12 protein-coding genes are annotated in these 16548 nt (G+C 72.1%); 6 read left to right on the top strand and 6 right to left on the bottom strand.

Annotation, left to right across the window (positions count from 1 at the left end; all coding sequences use genetic code 11):
* Positions 1-20: 20 nt before the first annotated feature.
* From ACYQ8Q_RS34335 to ACYQ8Q_RS34320, 4 genes are all read right to left on the bottom strand, one after another.
* Positions 21-2816 (bottom strand): ATP-binding protein, encoded by a 2796-nt coding sequence (locus ACYQ8Q_RS34335; protein WP_460070512.1) that lies wholly within the window; start codon positions 2814-2816, stop codon positions 21-23.
* 209 nt (positions 2817-3025) lie between these two features.
* Positions 3026-3310, bottom strand: a complete 285-nt coding sequence (locus ACYQ8Q_RS34330; RefSeq protein ID WP_460070511.1) for a WhiB family transcriptional regulator — start codon at positions 3308-3310, stop codon at positions 3026-3028.
* Positions 3307-4740 (bottom strand): sugar porter family MFS transporter, encoded by a 1434-nt coding sequence (locus ACYQ8Q_RS34325; RefSeq protein ID WP_460070510.1) that lies wholly within the window; start codon positions 4738-4740, stop codon positions 3307-3309. Before ACYQ8Q_RS34325 ends, ACYQ8Q_RS34330 begins: the two co-directional genes overlap by 4 nt.
* A gap of 156 nt (positions 4741-4896) precedes the next feature.
* Positions 4897-5895, bottom strand: a complete 999-nt coding sequence (locus ACYQ8Q_RS34320) for an ROK family glucokinase (protein WP_460070509.1) — start codon at positions 5893-5895, stop codon at positions 4897-4899.
* 312 nt (positions 5896-6207) lie between these two features.
* On the opposite strand from ACYQ8Q_RS34320, the gene ACYQ8Q_RS34315 reads away from it, so the two are divergent.
* Complete coding sequence (locus ACYQ8Q_RS34315) at positions 6208-8994, top strand: ATP-binding protein (protein ID WP_460070508.1); 2787 nt, start codon at positions 6208-6210, stop codon at positions 8992-8994.
* Here ACYQ8Q_RS34315 and ACYQ8Q_RS34310 read toward each other — a convergent pair.
* Complete coding sequence (locus tag ACYQ8Q_RS34310; protein WP_460070507.1) at positions 8930-11758, bottom strand: ATP-binding protein; 2829 nt, start codon at positions 11756-11758, stop codon at positions 8930-8932. The genes ACYQ8Q_RS34315 and ACYQ8Q_RS34310 overlap by 65 nt on opposite strands.
* 257 nt (positions 11759-12015) lie before the next feature.
* On the opposite strand from ACYQ8Q_RS34310, the gene ACYQ8Q_RS34305 reads away from it, so the two are divergent.
* From ACYQ8Q_RS34305 to ACYQ8Q_RS34290, 4 genes are all read left to right on the top strand, one after another.
* Positions 12016-12465 (top strand): SsgA family sporulation/cell division regulator, encoded by a 450-nt coding sequence (locus ACYQ8Q_RS34305; protein ID WP_460070506.1) that lies wholly within the window; start codon positions 12016-12018, stop codon positions 12463-12465.
* Positions 12466-12547: 82 nt separating this feature from the next.
* The gene (locus ACYQ8Q_RS34300; RefSeq protein ID WP_460070505.1) at positions 12548-12949 is read left to right on the top strand and encodes a DUF1003 domain-containing protein; all 402 of its coding nucleotides are present in this window, start codon (positions 12548-12550) and stop codon (positions 12947-12949) included.
* Between the two features lie 71 nt (positions 12950-13020).
* Entirely contained in the window at positions 13021-14376 is a 1356-nt protein-coding gene (locus ACYQ8Q_RS34295; RefSeq protein WP_460070504.1) for an NAD(P)/FAD-dependent oxidoreductase, read from the top strand.
* A 35-nt stretch (positions 14377-14411) separates the two neighbouring features.
* Positions 14412-14753, top strand: coding sequence for a hypothetical protein (locus ACYQ8Q_RS34290; RefSeq protein WP_460070503.1), 342 nt, complete (start codon positions 14412-14414; stop codon positions 14751-14753).
* A 185-nt stretch (positions 14754-14938) separates the two neighbouring features.
* Here the strand turns inward: ACYQ8Q_RS34290 and ACYQ8Q_RS34285 are convergent, their stop codons facing one another.
* A complete protein-coding gene (locus ACYQ8Q_RS34285; protein ID WP_460070502.1) occupies positions 14939-15400 on the bottom strand; it encodes a hypothetical protein in 462 nt (153 codons plus the stop codon).
* 185 nt (positions 15401-15585) lie between these two features.
* On the opposite strand from ACYQ8Q_RS34285, the gene ACYQ8Q_RS34280 reads away from it, so the two are divergent.
* Positions 15586-16521 (top strand): sigma-70 family RNA polymerase sigma factor, encoded by a 936-nt coding sequence (locus ACYQ8Q_RS34280; protein WP_460070501.1) that lies wholly within the window; start codon positions 15586-15588, stop codon positions 16519-16521.
* Positions 16522-16548 lie beyond the last annotated feature (27 nt).

Below are 16548 nucleotides of genomic sequence, written 5' to 3'. Positions count from 1 at the left end.
CTCGCACCGGCCATGTGGGGTCAGCCGGCGTCGGCGCCCGAGGAGTCGCTCGCCGGGTGCCCCTCCTGGAGTGCCGCCAGCGCGGCGGCGAGTCTGCCCCGGCTGGTGATGCCCAGCCGGGGATAGATGCGGTACAGATGGGCTCCGACGGTGCGGTGCGAGATGAACAGGCGCTGACCGATCTCCCGGTTGCTCAGCCCCTGCGACGCGAGCACCGCGATCTGCATCTCCTGGGCCGACAGCCGGTCACCGGTGTTCGCCTGCCGTCGGCCGCTCGACTCCCCGGCGGCGCGCAACTGCTCGCGGGCCATGTCGGCCCAGGGCCGCGCGCCGACCCGGTCGAACTCGTCGCGAGCGCTGCGCAGCGGATTCCGGGCGTCGACATTGCGTCGTAGCCTGCGGAGCCGACGGCCGTGGTGCAGGTGCAGCCGGGCCCGCGCCAGCACCCAGCCGACGGGCAACGCGGCCAGTGCCGTGGTGTACTGCGCCTCCGCCGTGTCGTCCGGCGCCAGCACCGCCTCGGTGTAGGCGTGGGCCACCACCATCATTTCCGAGGGCAGTCGGGCGGCCAGTTCGGGGAGCCCGGCCAGCAGCTGCCGCGCCTGCCGCACGGTGCCCGCGGCCACTGCGGCGTCCGCCAGGTCCGGTGCGAGCAGCCAGCGGCTGACCGAGTGGTGGTGCGGGTCGGCCGGATCGAACACGCGTGCGAAAATGTCGTACGCCTCGGTCGCCCGGCTGTCGAAGAGTGCGAGCAGGCCCTCGGTCTGCTGCGCCATGACGGCCGCGAACGGCATACCGGGGAACAACCGGTGGGCGCGCAGTTCGCCGAGCATCCGGGCCGCGGTCTCGGTCTCGCCGCGCAGCGCCGCCACCAGACTCCCCGTCGCCTTCACCCCGAGCCAGACGATCCATTCCCCGGTCTCCTCGGCCAGGGCGAGCCCTTCGCCGGACTCCTCGCGGGCCTGGTCGAGCTGGCCGAGATACACCCGCGGCCAACTGCCCGCGAGTGACCGGGCGAGCAGCCCGAGCCTGCCCTGCGACCGCCACGCCGAGGCGGCCAGGGACAGGTAGCGGGCGGCGAGTGTGGCATCGCCCAGGACCATCGCGCCGCTGCCGAGGAAATGCGTGATCCGGCCGTCCAGGCGGTCCGGCCGGAGGCCGCCGAGCCGTGCGATCACCTCGGCGCCGTACCGGTACGGCTCGGTGTACGCCCGTACCGTGAGGACGACGGGCGCGTCCGGATCGGGGTTCCATCGGTCCAGCTCGGCCGCGGCCAGCGTACGCACCCGAGCGTCGCCGTCCTGGAAGAAGCACCGGGCGGCCGCCCGCCACAGCAGGTTCTCGGCGATCTGCACGCCTCCCGTGTCGAACGCGGCGGCCGCCGTGGTCACCATGTCCTCGATCCGGCGGTGCGGCTCGTCGGGTTCGAAGGCCGCCTTGTCGGACACGACCATGAGTCGGGCCCTTTCCAGCGGGCCGAGTTCGCTCATGTCGGCCCGGTCCAGCAACAGCTGGGTCTGGATCCGGTCGTTGATCTCACTGGCCGACTCGATCGCCCGGACCAGGATCCCGGTTCTGCGGCGCGGGTCCTGGACGAGCTCGGCCGCCTGACGGAGGGCAGGCACGGCCGAGGCCACCTTGCCCCGGGCCAGTGCCGTGTCGGCGAAACGTTCCAGCCGAGCGGCGAGTTCCTCGTCCGGGCCGAGCGCCGCGGCGGCCAGGTGGAGGAGCTGGAGCTCGGGGGTGTCGGCCATGGCCGAGGCGACGGCGCGGTGGGTGGCCAGCCGGTCGGCGACCGTGGCGCGGGTGTGGATCGCCGAGCGCATCAGCGGATGCCGGAACCGGAGGGTACGGCCGACCAGATCGGCCAGACCCGCGTCGACCGCCTCCTGCACCGCGTCCACGGAAACCGCCGTGCCCGTCAGACGGCTCGCCACCTCCAGCAGCCGGTTCAGTGGCGCGTTGGGCTCGACGGCCAGGGCCAGCAGGAGCATCCGGCACTGAGGGCTCACCGAGTCCGTACGCGCGGCGAACGCGTCCTCCAGCCGCTGGGTCAGGGGCAGGTCGTCCAGCTGCGGTGCGCCGTCCTGCACCGTCTTGGGCAGTTCGACCAGGGCCAGCGGGTTGCCCGCAGCGCGCTCCAGGACGAGGGCGCGCAGCGCTGCCGGCAGGTCCGGTGCACCCGCGTCGAGCAGTTCGGCGGATTCCGACCGGCCGAGCGGTTGCAGAGGGAGGTCCGGCTGCGCGCTCGGGGCACAGGAGTCGGGAGCGTGCAGCCGGGACGCGGTGACGATCGCCACGGGAAGATCGCGGGTGCGCCGGGCGACGAATCCGAGGACGTCCCGGCTCGGTGCGTCGACCCACTGCAGATCGTCGACGAGCAGCAGGAGCGGTTGCCGGTCGGCCTCGTCGGCGAGCAGTTCGAGCACGGCGAGCGCGACCCGGAAGATGTGGGGCTCGGTCTGCGTGGCGCTGAACGCGTCGACGAGCGCGGTCCGGTGCAAGGACGGCAGCTTCGCCATGCCGTCGGCGACGGGTTGCAGCAGCAGGTGCAGAGCCGCCAGCGGCAGCCACAGCTCGGTCTCCGCACCGGCCGCGCTCAGCACCTTGAAACCGCCCTTGGTGCCCTCGGCGCCGACCGAGCGCAGCAGAGCCGACTTGCCGACGCCCGCGGTGCCGTGGATCAGCAGCGCCCCGCCGCGTCCGTCCGCCGCGTCCGCCAGCAGCCCGCGCAGGATCCGCAGCTCCTCATCGCGGCCGATCATCGCGTGCACGCCGGGCTGTGCATGTGCGGCTTCCTCCGTGCGGGGAGTCACGTCGCACCGCATCCTAGTGCCGCGACAGGCAACGTTCGCCCCGTCGCGACGCCCGGCACGCCCTCTCGCCGCACCAGCCGAAAGCCCAAGTACATCCAGTACGAGGACTTCCGGCCGGCACGCCGAGAGCACGCACCGGACGCCGCTCCTTGACGGGCAAACGTTGCCTGCCGCGGCACTAGCCGTCGCCCTTCACACCCCGGGCGCGCTCACACCGTCGGTACGGCGGCCCCACCCGGCCCGATGCGGATGAGCGTCTCCCGGGTCTCCTCGGTCAGTCCGCCCCAGATCCCGTACCGCTCCCGATGGTCGAGGGCGTACCGGCGGCACGGAGTCCGCACCAGGCACCGATCGCAGAGCGTCAGTGCCTGCCGGACGGTCGCGAGATCGCCCGGAGCGGGGTAGAAGGTCTCGATGTCGGCACCCCGGCAGGCCGCTGCGGCCGAACCGACGGGCTCCCGGTTGTTCGTCCCGGGGGTGTACGACGCTGTCATCCCATCTCCTCCAGCTTCCTGCCGTTGGTCTCGCGCACCCGCAGGGCGACGAAGGCGAACGAGAGCACGGCGAAGCCCGCGTAGAGGGCGTAGGTGGACGACAGATTCCAGTCCGACATGCGGGGGAAGCTCTCGGTGACGGCCCAGTTGGCGATCCAGTTGGCGGCGGTCGCGACCGACATCGCGGCGGCGCGGATCCTCAGTGGGAACATCTCGCCGACCATCACCCAGAGCACCACGCCCCAGGAGACCGCGAAGAAGAACACGAAGGCGTGGGCGGCGACCAGCGCCACCGCGCCCTGCGCGTCCGGAATGGACAGACTGCCGCCGCTGCCCGTCCTGTACGAGAACGCCCAGGACGCGAAGGCCAGCGACACGGCCATGCCGGCCGAACCGGTCAGCGCGAGCGGTTTGCGGCCGACCCGGTCGATCAGGAGCATCGCCACGACGGTTCCGACGATGTTGACGATCGACGTGGACAGGCTGATCAGCAGGGAGTCGGCCTGGTCGATGCCCACCGACTGCCACAGCAGCGACGAGTAGTAGAAGATGACGTTGATGCCGACGAGCTGCTGGAAGACGGCCAGCCCGATGCCGGCCCACACGATCGGCAGCAACCCGAAACGCGCGTCGAGCAGATCCCGTACCCGCGGCTTGTGGTCGGTCCGCAGAGCGTGCTGGATCTCGGCGACCCGCTCCTCGGCGCCCGTGTCCGTGCCCTGCAGGTCGCGCAGTACGGCGAGAGCCCGGGTCTCCCGGCCCGTCGCGACGAGGTAGTGCGGCGACTCCGGGATGCGCAGGGTGAGGAACAGGTAGGTGAGCGCCGGTACGACGGCGGCCATGAGCATCCACTGCCAGGCGTGCAGCGCTCCCAGCGAGTTCTCGCTCCTGCCGTCGGCTCCTTGGGCGATGCCCCAGTTGACGAGCTGGGAGGCGGTGATGCCGAGCACGATGGCCGCCTGCTGGAACGAGGCCAGCCGCCCTCGATGGTCGGGGGGCGCGACCTCGGCGATGTAGGTGGGCCCGATCAGCGAGGCGAGGCCGATCGCCATGCCGCCGACGACGCGCCAGGCACCGAGGTCCCAGACGGAGAAGGGCATGGACGAGCCGAGTGCGCTGATCGCGAAGAGAACCGCGGCGAGGTGCATCACACGCCGACGGCCGATGCGGTCGGCCAGACGCCCGGCGACGGCGGCTCCGAAGGCGGAACCCAGCAGGGCGGAGGCGACGATGGTGCCCGTCTGGCTGGAGGTGACGTCGAATCGGTGCTGGATCCCGGTGACGGCTCCGTTGATGACGGCGCTGTCGTAGCCGAACAGGAAGCCGCCGATCGACGCGGCCGCCGAGACGGAGGTGACGCGCCGGAGGTTGGCCGGGCGGAGCGCGGCCCTGGAGTGGGTCTGCCCCGCGGAAGAGGCGTTCGCGGTCATGGAGAGGGGCTCCTTCGCAGGACCGGGTGCGCACCAGCGCGGACGGGAGCTTCCCGTCAGGCGGGCGTACCGGTCGTAGAGGACGTGGATCGGGATGGCGACGGCCCGGCGACCGGACACCGCCTTTCTCGCGCCGGTCGGCGGGCGCGCCACCGCTCAGAGACCGGCTGCCGGGGCGGAGAGCAGTTCGTGGAGGCGGGCCAGGTTCGCCGCGCCGATGAGGCCGGCGTCCGATCCGGCGGTGGCGGTACGGACCTCGGCGAAGACGCGGTGCTCGCCGCCACCGAGGGCCCGGCGGTAGGAGATCTCGGCCGGACGCCTGATCAGCTCGCCGGTGTCGCCGAGGCCGCCGCCGATGACGAGGACGGACGGGTCGAGGATGGAGGCGAGGTCGGCGAGGGTCTGCCCCAGCCAGCGGCCGGACTGCGCGAACACCTCCAGGGAGAAGGGGTCGCCGCTGAGGGCGGCCTCGGTCACATGGTGCCCGTGAAGGCCCTCGGGGGTGCCGTCGCCCAGCGCGAGCACCGCCGCGGCCCGCGCCGGATCGGCGGCCGCCATCTCACGGGCGCGGCGCGTGTGGGCCGCCCCGCTCGCGTACTGCTCCATGCAGCCGCGCTGACCGCAGGTGCACGGGAGCCCGTCGGGGACCGCCCGGTAGTGGCCGATCTCCCCCGCCATGCCGAAGCGTCCGCGGAAGAGCCGGCCCCTGCTGATGATGCCGCCGCCCAGGCCGGTGCCCGCCATGACCATGAGCATGTCGTCGTGTCCGGCACCGGCTCCGTGGACGAACTCGCCCCATGCGGCGGCGTTCGCGTCGTTCTCGACGACGACCGGAAGCCCGGTGGCCTGCTGGACGATGTCCCGGATCTCCTTGTCGTGCCAGCCCAGGTTGGGCGCGAAGCGCACCGTCGAGCGGTCCGCGTCCACGTATCCGGCGGCTCCGACGCCGACCGCCCGGACGTCGTCCCGGCCTCCGCGGACCCGCTGGACCGCCTCGGCGATCGCCCCGGCGATCCGTTCCGGTTCGTGCGGAGTGGGGATGCGCACTCGGGAGACGACCTCCCCGGCGGGGTCGACCGCCCCTGCGGCGATCTTCGTGCCGCCGAGATCCACGCCGACGGTCAGCCCGCCGTTCTGTTCAAGACCGAGAGACATGGTGTGATTCCTCACGTGGGTGATTCCGTGTGAAGGCGGTGACTCGCCGTCGGTCCGGCTACGGGCTCAGCTTCCTTGTTCCGGAGGCGAGTTGCATGAGTCATTCGACTGCGGTCAGCCGGCGTCGCTCGCTGTGTCACATATCCGGACCGCGCCTTGTCTTCTTCGTGGAGCACGTCGGATCGACCGGAGGTGTCACACGGTGTTGGACAAGGAATCGATACCGGCACTCGGGACCGTGTTTCGGCTACGTCACCGAAGGCGCCGTCCGGTGGGAACTCGAAGGGGGCCTCTGTGGCCGGTGACGGGTGGGTGCCCCGTGGCACGACCGAGGGGCTGGTGGGACGGGACCGGGAGCTGGAGCTGCTGCGGTCGTACGTCGACCAGGTGCTCGGGCGCGGTGGGGTGCTGGTGGTGTCCGGGGAGCCGGGGGTCGGCAAATCCGTGCTCCTGGATGCCGCGGCGACGGCGGCGGCGACGGCCGGTGCGCTGGTCCTGCGCTCCGACGGGGTCGAGTTCCTCGCGGATCTGAGCTTCGCCGGACTCCACCACGTACTCGAACCGTTGCTGCACGAGTGCGACGGGCTCGACCCGGTGCACCGCGAGGCCCTGACCGTGGCGCTGGGCACGCGTGACGGTGCCCCGGTGGATCGGCTGATCCTCTACGGGGCCGTCCTGGCGCTGCTCCGCCGGGCCGCACGCAGCCGTCCGGTTCTGCTGGTCATCGACGACCTGCAGTGGGTCGACAGGGCGAGCGCCGCGGCGCTCGCGTTCGTCGCCCGGCGGCTGACCGGGAGCCGGGCGGGCCTTCTCGCCGCCTGCCGTCCGGGGTTCGAGAGTTTCTTCGAGCACGCGGGGCTCCCCGAGCTCGCCCTGTCCCCGCTGGACGACGGCGCGGCGGCCGACCTGGTCGGTTCCCGGTTCCCGCTGCTCGCCGGGCGTGAGCTGCGGCGGGTCCTGGCGCAGGCCCGGGGCAACCCGCTGGCGCTGCTGGAACTTCCGGCCGCGCTCGGCGAGTCGCGAGGCAGCGCGGGCGTGGTGCTGTCCGAGGTGCTCCCGCTCAGCCGTCGGCTGCAGGACCTGTATTCCTCCCGGGTCGCGGAGATGCCGGCCCCGACCCGTCGGCTGCTGCTCCTGGCCGCGCTGGAGGGCGGCGGCGACCTGTCGGTACTGCGGGCCGCCGCCCCCGGCGAGGACGTGCTGTCCCTTCTCGCCCCCGCGGAGCGAGCGCAGTTGCTGCGGATCGAGCACCGAGGGCTGGGTCGGCTGTCCTTCCTCCATCCGCTGATCCGCGCGACCGTCGTGTCGGGCGCGACCAGCGGTCGGCGTCTGGACGCCCACCGGGCTCTGGCCGAGGCGCTGGCCGGTGAACCCGATCGCCGGGCCTGGCACCTGGCGGAGGCCACGGCCGATCCGGACGAGCAGGTCGCGGCGCTCCTGGAGCACACCGCCCACCGGGTCCGACGCCGTGGCGACGCCGTCGGCGCGTTCAACGCGCTGGTACGGTCCGCGGACCTCACTCCGGGCCCCGCGGACCGGGGCAGACGACTGGCCGAAGCCGCCTTCGTGGGCGCCGACGTCGCCGGCGAACTGCGCACCGCGGCCGAACTGCTCGTGGAGGCCCGGCGTGCCGACCCCGAACTGAGGGGGTCGCTGCGGGCGGCAGCGGCCGCCTCACAGGTGCTGCTCAACCGCGACGGTGACGTCAACACCGCGCACCGGCTGCTCGTCGGTGCGATCACGACCCGCGACGGCCGGTCCGAAGGCGACGACGAGGCGCTCTTCGAGGCGCTGTGCACCCTGCGCAGAGTGTGTCTGTGCGCGGGCAGACCGGAGCTCTGGGACGCGTATCACGCCGCCCTGGCGCAGCTGACCGTGCCGATGCCTCCCCTCCAGGAGCTCCTCGGCGGCGTCTACTCCGACCCGGCGCGCTCCTCCCCGGCGGTCCTCGGCCTGCTCGACGCGGTGATCCAGGACCTTTACCGGGAGACGGACCCGAGCCGGATCGAACGGGTCGCGATGGCGGCACTCTTCGTGGACCGCGCGACGGGGTGCCGTGCGGCGCTTCGGCGCGTCGTCGAGGACGGGCGTGGAGGCGGCGCGGTCACCTCGGCCCTCCTCGCGCTGGTGGTGCTGTGCCTGGACGACTTCATGACGGGCCGGTGGGACGAGTGCGGCCGTCTCGCCGAGGAGGGGCTCGCGCTGTGCGAGGCCCACGGCTATCAGATGCTGACCCAGCAGTTCCACCGGGCCCAGGGTCTGCTGGCCGCGGCGCGGGGCGACGACGGCACGGTGCGGAAGCTGGCACAGGGGATCACGGAGTGGGCCGTGCCCCGAGGCGCCCGGACCGTCGAGCACTTCGCGCGGCACATGACGGCGCTGGCCGCCCTGGCACGAGGCGAGCACGAGGTGGCCTACCGGGAGGCATCGGCGATCAGTCCTTCAGGCGTGCTCGCCCCCCATGCCCCGCTGGCACTGTGGGTTCCCCTGGACCTCGTGGAAGCCGCCGTCCGCAGCGGCCGCCGGGCCGAGGCGCGCGCCCATGTCGCCGCGATGCGGCAGACGGGCCTGCCCGGCATCTCCGGCCGCCTGGCGCTGGTCACCGCCGGATCGGCCGCGATCGCCGCCCCCGAGGACCGGGCCGCCGACGCCTTCGAGGAGGCGCTCGCCGTTCCCGGTGCCGAGCGCTGGCCCTTCGACCTCGCCCGGGTCCGCCTGGCCTACGCGCGGCATCTGCGGCGCGCACGGGCCGTCGAGGACGCCCGGACACACCTCGTCGCCGCCCTCAGGACCTTCCGCCGTCTCGGGGCCGCCCCATGGGCCGCGCGAGCGGCCGAGGAACTGCGGGCCACCGGCCGTACCGCCACCCGTGGGGCCCTTCAGGGCCTGGGGACCAGCCCGCTCACGGAGCAGGAACACCAGATCGCCGTACTCGCCGCCGCCGGGCTGACCAACAAACAGATCGGCGAACGTCTGTTCCTCTCCCATCGAACCGTGGCGGCCCATCTCCACCGGATCTTCCCGAAGCTCGGCATCACCTCGCGGGTGACCCTCGGTGAGGCCCTGGCCGTACAGGAAGAGACGCGAGCGCGTCCCTGAGCGCCGCGCGTGAGGTGATGCCGAGCCTCGGGAACAGCTGGTAGAGATGCGTACCCACGGTGCGGGGCGAAAGGTGGAGACGTTCGCCGATCTGCTTGTTGGTCAGCCCGGAGGCGGCGAGTACGGCGATCTCCTGCTCCTGCGCGGTGAGGGTCACGGAACCTTGCGGCGCTCCGGTACGGGACCGGTGGGTGGCACGGAGCTCGCCCGCGGCCCGGTCGGCCCATGGCCGCGCTCCCAGCTGCTCGAACACCTCGACCGCCGCGTCCAGTTGGGCTCGGGCCTCGGTGACGGAACGCATACGCCTCAGCCGCTCCCCGTAGGCCAGCCGGATCCGCGCCCGTTCGAAGGGCAGGTCCTGCGCCGCCGCGGCGGCGAGCGCCCGCTCGAACCGTCCGACCACGCCGTCGTCAGGGGCGACCAGGGCGGCCGAGCCCGCCACCAGCAGCGCCAGCCGCGGGGAGAGCGCCGCGACACCGGCTTTGCGCAGCGCACGTACGTGTGCCGTCGCCTCCGCAGTGCGCCGGGTGTGCACCGCCGCCTCCACCAGGTCCATGCAGGACCACAGCGCGTGCGGAGCGTGGGGTGCGAGTCGGCCCGCGGGAGCGATCGCCACGGCATGGCGGTACGCGCACTCGTAGTCGCCCGCGCCGAGTTCGGCGAGGACGCGGGCGTGGTCGGCGAAGGCCACCGCCGTCAGAACCCCGCGCGGCATGGCCCACTGCGTGATCCGGTCGGCCGTACTGCGGCTTTCGTCGAAGCGCCCGTGGACGGCGGCGAGCAGGGCCTGGTGGTAGGCGAAGAACCAGGAGAAGAACGGGTACCGGCGATCCGCGCAGACGCTCAGTCCCTCGGCGGCCAGTGCCCCGGTCTCCTCCCATCGCCCGGCCGGGAAATCCTGCAGGCACAGGTGCATGAGCGCGTCGATGTACCGGCGTACGTGGCCGCCCCGGCGTCCGCGGCGGACCGCCTCCCAGGAGACGTCCCGCAGTTCCGTGAGCCGATCGGGGAGGACGGAGGCCATGCCGACGCGGACGAGCCGCCCCGGGTCCTCCTCCTTGCGGACACCGGCCAGGACCGAGTCGAGTTCCTTGCGGCCGGCGGCGCCGGTGAGGTCCGCCCACGTCCTGCCGCAGGCGGAGAGCAGCGGCGGCGCAGTCGGCTCCAGACGGTCGAGGGCCGCGCGGAAGGGTTGCCACAGGGCCTCGCGGCCACCGGACCAGCACACCAGCTGCAGCAGGTGCAGTGCCTCGATGAGGGCGTCGTCCTCGGCGTCGTACCCGTGGCTGCCGGTCTCGACGGCCTCCACCAGGAGGCGGTGGGCCATGTCGATGTCGCCGTCGTCGCCGTTGAGCAGGAGGAGGGCCCCCGTGGCGGCGGTGAGCGGAGACCCGATGGGGTCGGTGTCCGTGCGGCGGGCGCGGTCGAGCAGCTCCGACGCCACGCGCGGCTCACCGGTGGCGTCGGCGCCGAGGTGGGCGGCCCGGACCAGGCGGCGTGCGCGGTCCGCGGGACGGGCGCTCAGCTCGGCGGCCCTGGTGAAGGTGGCGACCGCCGATGTGGCGTCACCTCGGCGGGCGGCGCGATGCCCGGCCTCCTCCAGCAGGGCGGCGACCCGCTCGTCGGGGACCAGGGTCGCCCGGCCGAGGTGCCAGGCCCGCCGCTCGGGTGCCTCCGCGCGGATCTCGGCGAGCGCGCGATGGGCCTGGCAGCGCTCGGTCAGGGTGCTGGCCTCCACGACCGCGGCCCTCATCAGCGGATGCCGGAAGGCGACCCGGCGGTTCGCGCCGTCGAAGGTGATCAGGCGCTCCGATGCCGCCGCTGACAGGGTCGCGAGGACCTTCGGGTCGTCCGAACCGGCACACAGGACCCCCGGATCTCCGGTGCCGTCGAGGGCGAGGAGCAACAGGAGCCGGCGCGATGCGGCCGGAAGCCGGGCCACGCGCGAAGCATGGCGGCTGCGCAGTCGGGCGGAGAGAGGCAGTACGTCGGGCAGATCGGCCGGCGCGTCGTGCTGGGGGCCGCTCAGCGCGGCGGACAGCTCCACGAGCGCCAGCGGGTTGCCCTGCGCCTGCGCCAGGACGCGCTCCCGCGCCGGTGCGGCCAGCCCCGGGAATCGGACCCTGAGCAGTTCCGCCGCCGCGTCGCGGTCCAGCGGCGGCAGCTCGTACGCGGGGAGTCCGGCCCGCTCGAAGAAGGTCTCGGCTCCCGATCTGCAGGCGGCGAGGAATCCGACCGGACCGCCGGCCGACCGACGGGCGAGGGAGCGGAGCACCGCCGAGCTGGCCCGGTCGAAACGGGCGAGGTCGTCGACGACGACGAACACGGGGCGCTCGGTCGCCGCCCGGCGCAGCAGCGAGACCACCGCGTCACAGACATGGAGCCCGTCGGGCACCGGATCGCCGCCGTAGCCCAGCGCACTGCGCAGAACCCTCCGCTGCGGGTCTTCCAGGCGCTGTATCCGGTCGTTCAGCGGCAGCAGCAACTGGTGGAGACCGGCGTAGGCGAGTCCGGCCTCGCACCGGACGCCGACGGCCGACAGCACCTGGGCACCCGCCTCGGACATGGCCTTGGTGACCTCACCGAGCAGCACGCTCTTGCCCACGCCCGGCTCGCCGGACAGCAGCAGAGGGCGCCCCGCGGCCGTGCCCTGTCCGAGCAGCGCCATGACCTCCCGGAGCTGCCGTCCGCGTCCCACCACCACAGGGGGCCGCACACCGACCGGGGTCCGGGGCGGCCGTTCGAGGCGCGAGCCGAGTGCCATGGGTACTCCGTACGTCGGTGCCCTCCTTCCCCCCTCTGCGCGGTGGGAAGGCTTGGGCTCACCGTGCACCGGTGGGCGAGGAGAAACATCAGTCACGTGACTGCGCGGCGACGTACGGGTCATTTGACTGATGGTGCGAGCCCTTGGGGGCCTCTCAGAATCGTGATGTCGCTGAATCACACGAGGGGCACAGGACGCAGCACACCGTGTGCCCCGCTTTCCCCCTTGATCCCACCGATTTACCGAGCGGTGATGTGATGAGAGAACCCGACAGCTGCTCTCCGGTGGTGTGCCGGATGCTGGTCCGCCTGGTCGTCGCCGAAGGGGTGGACCGGCCCATGGTGCTCGATCTGTCCTACGACAGGACCGATCCCTACGCGGTGTCCCTGACGTTCCACCGGTGCACCGACGCGACCGTGCGCTGGGTGGTCGGCCGCGATCTCCTCCTCGACGGGCTGGAAAGGCTCACCGGCGTCGGCGACGTCCGGATCTGGCCCTGCAGGAGCCCGGAGGCGGACCGGGTGCACATCGCGCTGTGCCCGTGGCCGAAGCAGGAGGCGGTCGTCGTGACCGCCTCGGCACGAGCCCTGGGGTCCTTCCTGCGGCACACCTTCGCGGTGGTGCCCACCGGTGCCGAGGAACGCCACCTGGACGTGGACGGAGCCGTGCACCACCTCCTGGGCAACCCCGGTGAGTCGCTGCGATAGGGGGCGTCCGGGCCGGACGGCCGGGCGCCGGACGAGATCGCGGACCCCGTCCCCGACGCGCAGGCACCCTGTCTCCCTGGAGGTGCAGAAGGAGCGCGCCGAAGACGTCCAGTTGCGGATCGCCGACTGGATCACCCGGTTCGCCGGGTCGATGTGGTTCGTCTACCTCCACGTGGTCCTGTTCGCGGTGTGGATGATCCGGGTGGAGAAGAGCCCGTGGCCGACGCTCACCCTGATCGTCTCGCTCGAGGCCATCTTCCTGTCCGCGTTCGTGATGATCGGCCAGAACCGACAGGCCGAGTTCACCCGCAAGAAGGCCGATCACGACTACGCGGCGCAGGAGCTCGAACTGCGTCACAACACGCAACTCACGGAACTCGTCCACACGCTCACCGTGGAGATCCACCAAGCGGTGAACGCCGTGGCCGCGGACGGATCGGCCGCGGGCGAGAAGGCCGAGCAGGCACCCACCTCCACGGTCTGAGCCGTCGGCACATGTCACATCGGCCCGGCCCGCGCGGTCTACAGGGTGACGGACAACAAGCAGAGGAAGTCATGCGAGAGATCCTGATCGTCGGCGGCGGCTACGCGGGCTTCTACACCGCCTGGGGCCTGCAGAGGAAGCTGCGTCCGGGCGAGGCTCGGGTCACGGTCGTCGACCCGCGCCCGTACATGACCTATCAGCCCTTCCTGCCGGAGGTGGCGGCCGGTTCGGTGGAGGCACGTCACGCCGTCGTGTCACTGCGGCGGCATCTGCGCGGCACCCGGCTGATCTCGGGCACGGTGACCGCGATCAGCAGCACGAACCGTACGGTGACCGTCCGCCCGGTGCGCGGAGACGTCTACGAGCTGCGCTACGACATTCTCGTGGTCACGGCCGGCGCGGTCACCCGCACCTTCCCCGTTCCCGGGCTCGCACAGCAGGCCATCGGTCTCAAGCACGTGGAGGAGGCCGTGGCGATCCGTGACCGGCTGATGACCGCGTTCGACCAGGCCGCGTCCATGCCGCCCGGCCCCGAGCGGCGCAAGCTGCTCACCGTCACGTTCGTGGGAGGCGGGTTCTCCGGCGTCGAGGGCTTCGGAGAGCTGCTGTCGCTCGCGACCGCGATGCTCGGGTCCTATCCGGAACTGAGCTTCGACGACCTGTCCTTCCACCTGGTCGAGGCCCGTGGCCGCATCCTGCCGGAGGTGAGCGGCAGGCCGGGTGCGTGGGTGGTGCACCACCTGGAACGCCGCGGCGCACACGTCCATCTCAACACCCAGCTGCTGTCCGCCGAGGACGGCCACGTCGTCCTCTCCGACGGGCAGGAGTACGACTGCACGCTGCTCGTCTGGGCCGCCGGCAACGCCGCGAACCCGGTCGTGCGCAACCACACGGACCTGCCGCTCGACGAGCGCGGTCTGCTGCTGGCCCGGGCCGATCTGCGGGTGGGCACCGCCGAAGAACCCGTGCCGGACGTGTGGGCCGCCGGCGACGACGCGTCCATCCCCGACCTGGCCTCGCCGGTGCCCGGCGCGCGCACGGTGCCGAACGCCCAGCACGCCGTGCGACAGGGCAGACGTCTCGCCAGGAACCTCCTGGCGGACCTGCGGGGGCGGCGGGTCCGCGACTACCGCCACAACAGCCTGGGCGTGGTGGCGACGCTGGGGCTGGGGAAGGGAATCTTCCAGTACAAGGGTGTCGTCATCAAGGGATTCCCCGCGTGGCTGATGCACCGGGGCTATCACGTGCTCGCGGTGCCCAGCTGGGAGCGGAAGATCCGCGTTCTGACGGTCTGGCTCACCGCGGCCCTGACGGGCCGGGATCTCGTGTCTCTCGCCTCCGTCCAGCACCCGCGGGACGCGTTCGTCGCCGGTGGGCGGGGGCGGACGCCGGGAGCCGACCGTGCGAAGGAAGGCAGCACGACATGACCATGTGGGGTTCTCGTTTCCCTTGGGGGTACGCCGTGACCGCACGCGAGGAGGCCGCCCGGGGCCTGCCCGGCATCGAGGGCTTCCTGTACCGGGAGGCTCACACGGGAGCGATGTACCGCCGTGTGGCGGCCTTCACCGCGCGCGTGGAGGGACTCACCCCCGAGCAGAAGCGGGACATCGAGCAGTGGTACGTCGCCGAGCAGAAGCACGTCGCCCGCCTGGTGACCGATCACATCGCCGAGCGCGTGGACGCGGTGGAAGCGCAACACCACGTGCGGATCCGGCACTGGCTGCGAGGAACACTCACCGGGATGGCCCTGATCACGCTGGCGATGATCGTGTGCGTCGTGGTGATCCTGGGATCGTCCCGGTGACCGCCGTGCGCCAGGACCTGTCGTCACATTCCCGCCGTCGCCCGAAGGGCGGCCCCGCGGCGTCAGGTGCGTGCTCTCGGCGTGCCGGGCCCTGACTCGCGTACTGGACGTACTCGGGTCAGGGCCCGGTGCGCCGAGAGTGCGTGCATGACGCCGCGGGGCAGGCGGGAATGTGACGACAGGGCCTAGGCGCGTCCGGTGCGGTACAGGCCCCTGCCCGCGCGCTGGATGCGGGAGGAGGCGACGAGGCGATCGAGTGTGCTGCGGACCGCGTTGATGCTGCCGCTGTCGGCGTCACGGCCGAGCGCCGCCGCGACCTCACGGGCCCGTACCTCGACGTCACCGACCTCGGCGAAGTACGCCATGATCTGCTCGGTCAGCTTTCCGTACTGTTTGTCCGCATCTGGGCCGGTATCCGCCGGTGCCGCGCCGGGCACGGTGTGCTCATCCACCTGAAGGGCGGCCGACGGAGTGGCCAGCGCGCTCTCCAGAGCGCGCAGGGCCAGCCGTACCGAGCCGAGATGCGCCACGACCGCCGCCAACTCCCTTTCCAGCGCCTGCTTCTGGAACTGCAGCCGGGCCAGTTCCTCCTGAAGACCCTCGGCGGTGACCTCGATGCTGTGTGCCGTACGGCTCGCGGAGACCATGCGTTCTCCCCTCCTCACCCTTGTCGACATCATATGCAGTGCTTCGAGTGTCAGACAGAGCATCTCAGTGTCTCGAACAGTGGGATTTGCGGGGCCGTGCATGCGCGTCGTCCATTTCTGTCACAAGCGCCCGCCGATCGCGGTCCATGCAGCGGATGAACCGGAGCAACGGAGGCCAGTGGATCATGTATGCCGAACCGACCCTCACCACACCTGACGATCTCGAGGACGCTGTCGCCGTCTTCGTCCACCACCGCGGACGGCTGTTCGGGATCGCCTACCGCATCCTCGGCAGCACGGTCGAGGCCGAGGACGTCGTCCAGGAGGCATGGCTGCGCTGGCAGAAAACCGACCGCTCGGTGGTGCTGAGTCCTGCGGCCTTCCTGTCCAGCGCCACGGCTCGCCTGGCCATCAACGTCGCGCAGTCGGCACGCGTACGTCGGGAGACGTACATCGGACCGTGGCTGCCGGAACCCGTCGACACGAGTGCGGACCCCGAGGTCGGTGCCGAGCGCGCGGAGGCAGTGGAGCTGGCGCTCCTGCTGGTGCTGGAGAGACTGACTCCCGTCGAGCGCGCCGCCTACGTACTGCGCGAGGCGTTCGACTACGCCTACGCCGAGATCGCCGACATGCTCGAACTCAGCCTCGCCCATGTGCGGAAGATCGTCAGCCGTGCGCGTCGGCACCTGTCGGACGAGCGGCGGGAGGCCGTGGACGCGGCTGAGCACCGGCGCCTTCTGGTCGCCTTCGTCTCAGCGGCCAGGACGGGAGACCTGGCGTCGCTGGAAGCCCTGCTCGCGCCGGATGCCGTCAGCCTCTCGGACGGCAACGGCATGCGGGGCTGTGCCCGGGTACCTGTACTGGGTCGTGCCCGGGTGGCCAGGCTCTCGGCCTATCGGCGCCTGTGGCGGGAGGCGGTACCCGAGCTGGTCGCCGCCAACGGCTCCACGGGCGTGCTGGTCCACCGGGACGGCCGGGTCATCGCCTTCATGACCACGGCCGCCTCGGAGCACGGCATTCACCAGGTGCTGTGGGTGTTCTCGCCGAGCAAGATCGCCGCGTTTCTCGATTCGCGCTCCCGTTCCGGGTTGTCCCCGGGCGCGGTGGCGGACGGTGTGTGACGGCTGCGGCACGGCCTCCTCCTTGTT

The sequence above is a fragment of the Streptomyces sp. YKOK-I1 genome (assembly GCF_054660435.1).
This window is presented reverse-complemented; position numbering and strand designations above follow the sequence as displayed.

Bases quoted from the DNA above. Each gene is read 5' to 3' on its own strand.
- ACYQ8Q_RS34285 (WP_460070502.1), bottom strand. From the start codon at position 15,400: ATGGTCTCCGCGAGCCGTACGGCACACAGCATCGAGGTCACCGCCGAG.
- ACYQ8Q_RS34330 (WP_460070511.1), bottom strand. From the start codon at position 3,310: ATGACAGCGTCGTACACCCCCGGGACGAACAACCGGGAGCCCGTCGGT.
- ACYQ8Q_RS34305 (WP_460070506.1), top strand. From the start codon at position 12,016: ATGAGAGAACCCGACAGCTGCTCTCCGGTGGTGTGCCGGATGCTGGTC.
- ACYQ8Q_RS34325 (WP_460070510.1), bottom strand. From the start codon at position 4,740: ATGACCGCGAACGCCTCTTCCGCGGGGCAGACCCACTCCAGGGCCGCG.
- ACYQ8Q_RS34280 (WP_460070501.1), top strand. From the start codon at position 15,586: ATGTATGCCGAACCGACCCTCACCACACCTGACGATCTCGAGGACGCT.
- ACYQ8Q_RS34320 (WP_460070509.1), bottom strand. From the start codon at position 5,895: ATGTCTCTCGGTCTTGAACAGAACGGCGGGCTGACCGTCGGCGTGGAT.
- ACYQ8Q_RS34310 (WP_460070507.1), bottom strand. From the start codon at position 11,758: ATGGCACTCGGCTCGCGCCTCGAACGGCCGCCCCGGACCCCGGTCGGT.
- ACYQ8Q_RS34295 (WP_460070504.1), top strand. From the start codon at position 13,021: ATGCGAGAGATCCTGATCGTCGGCGGCGGCTACGCGGGCTTCTACACC.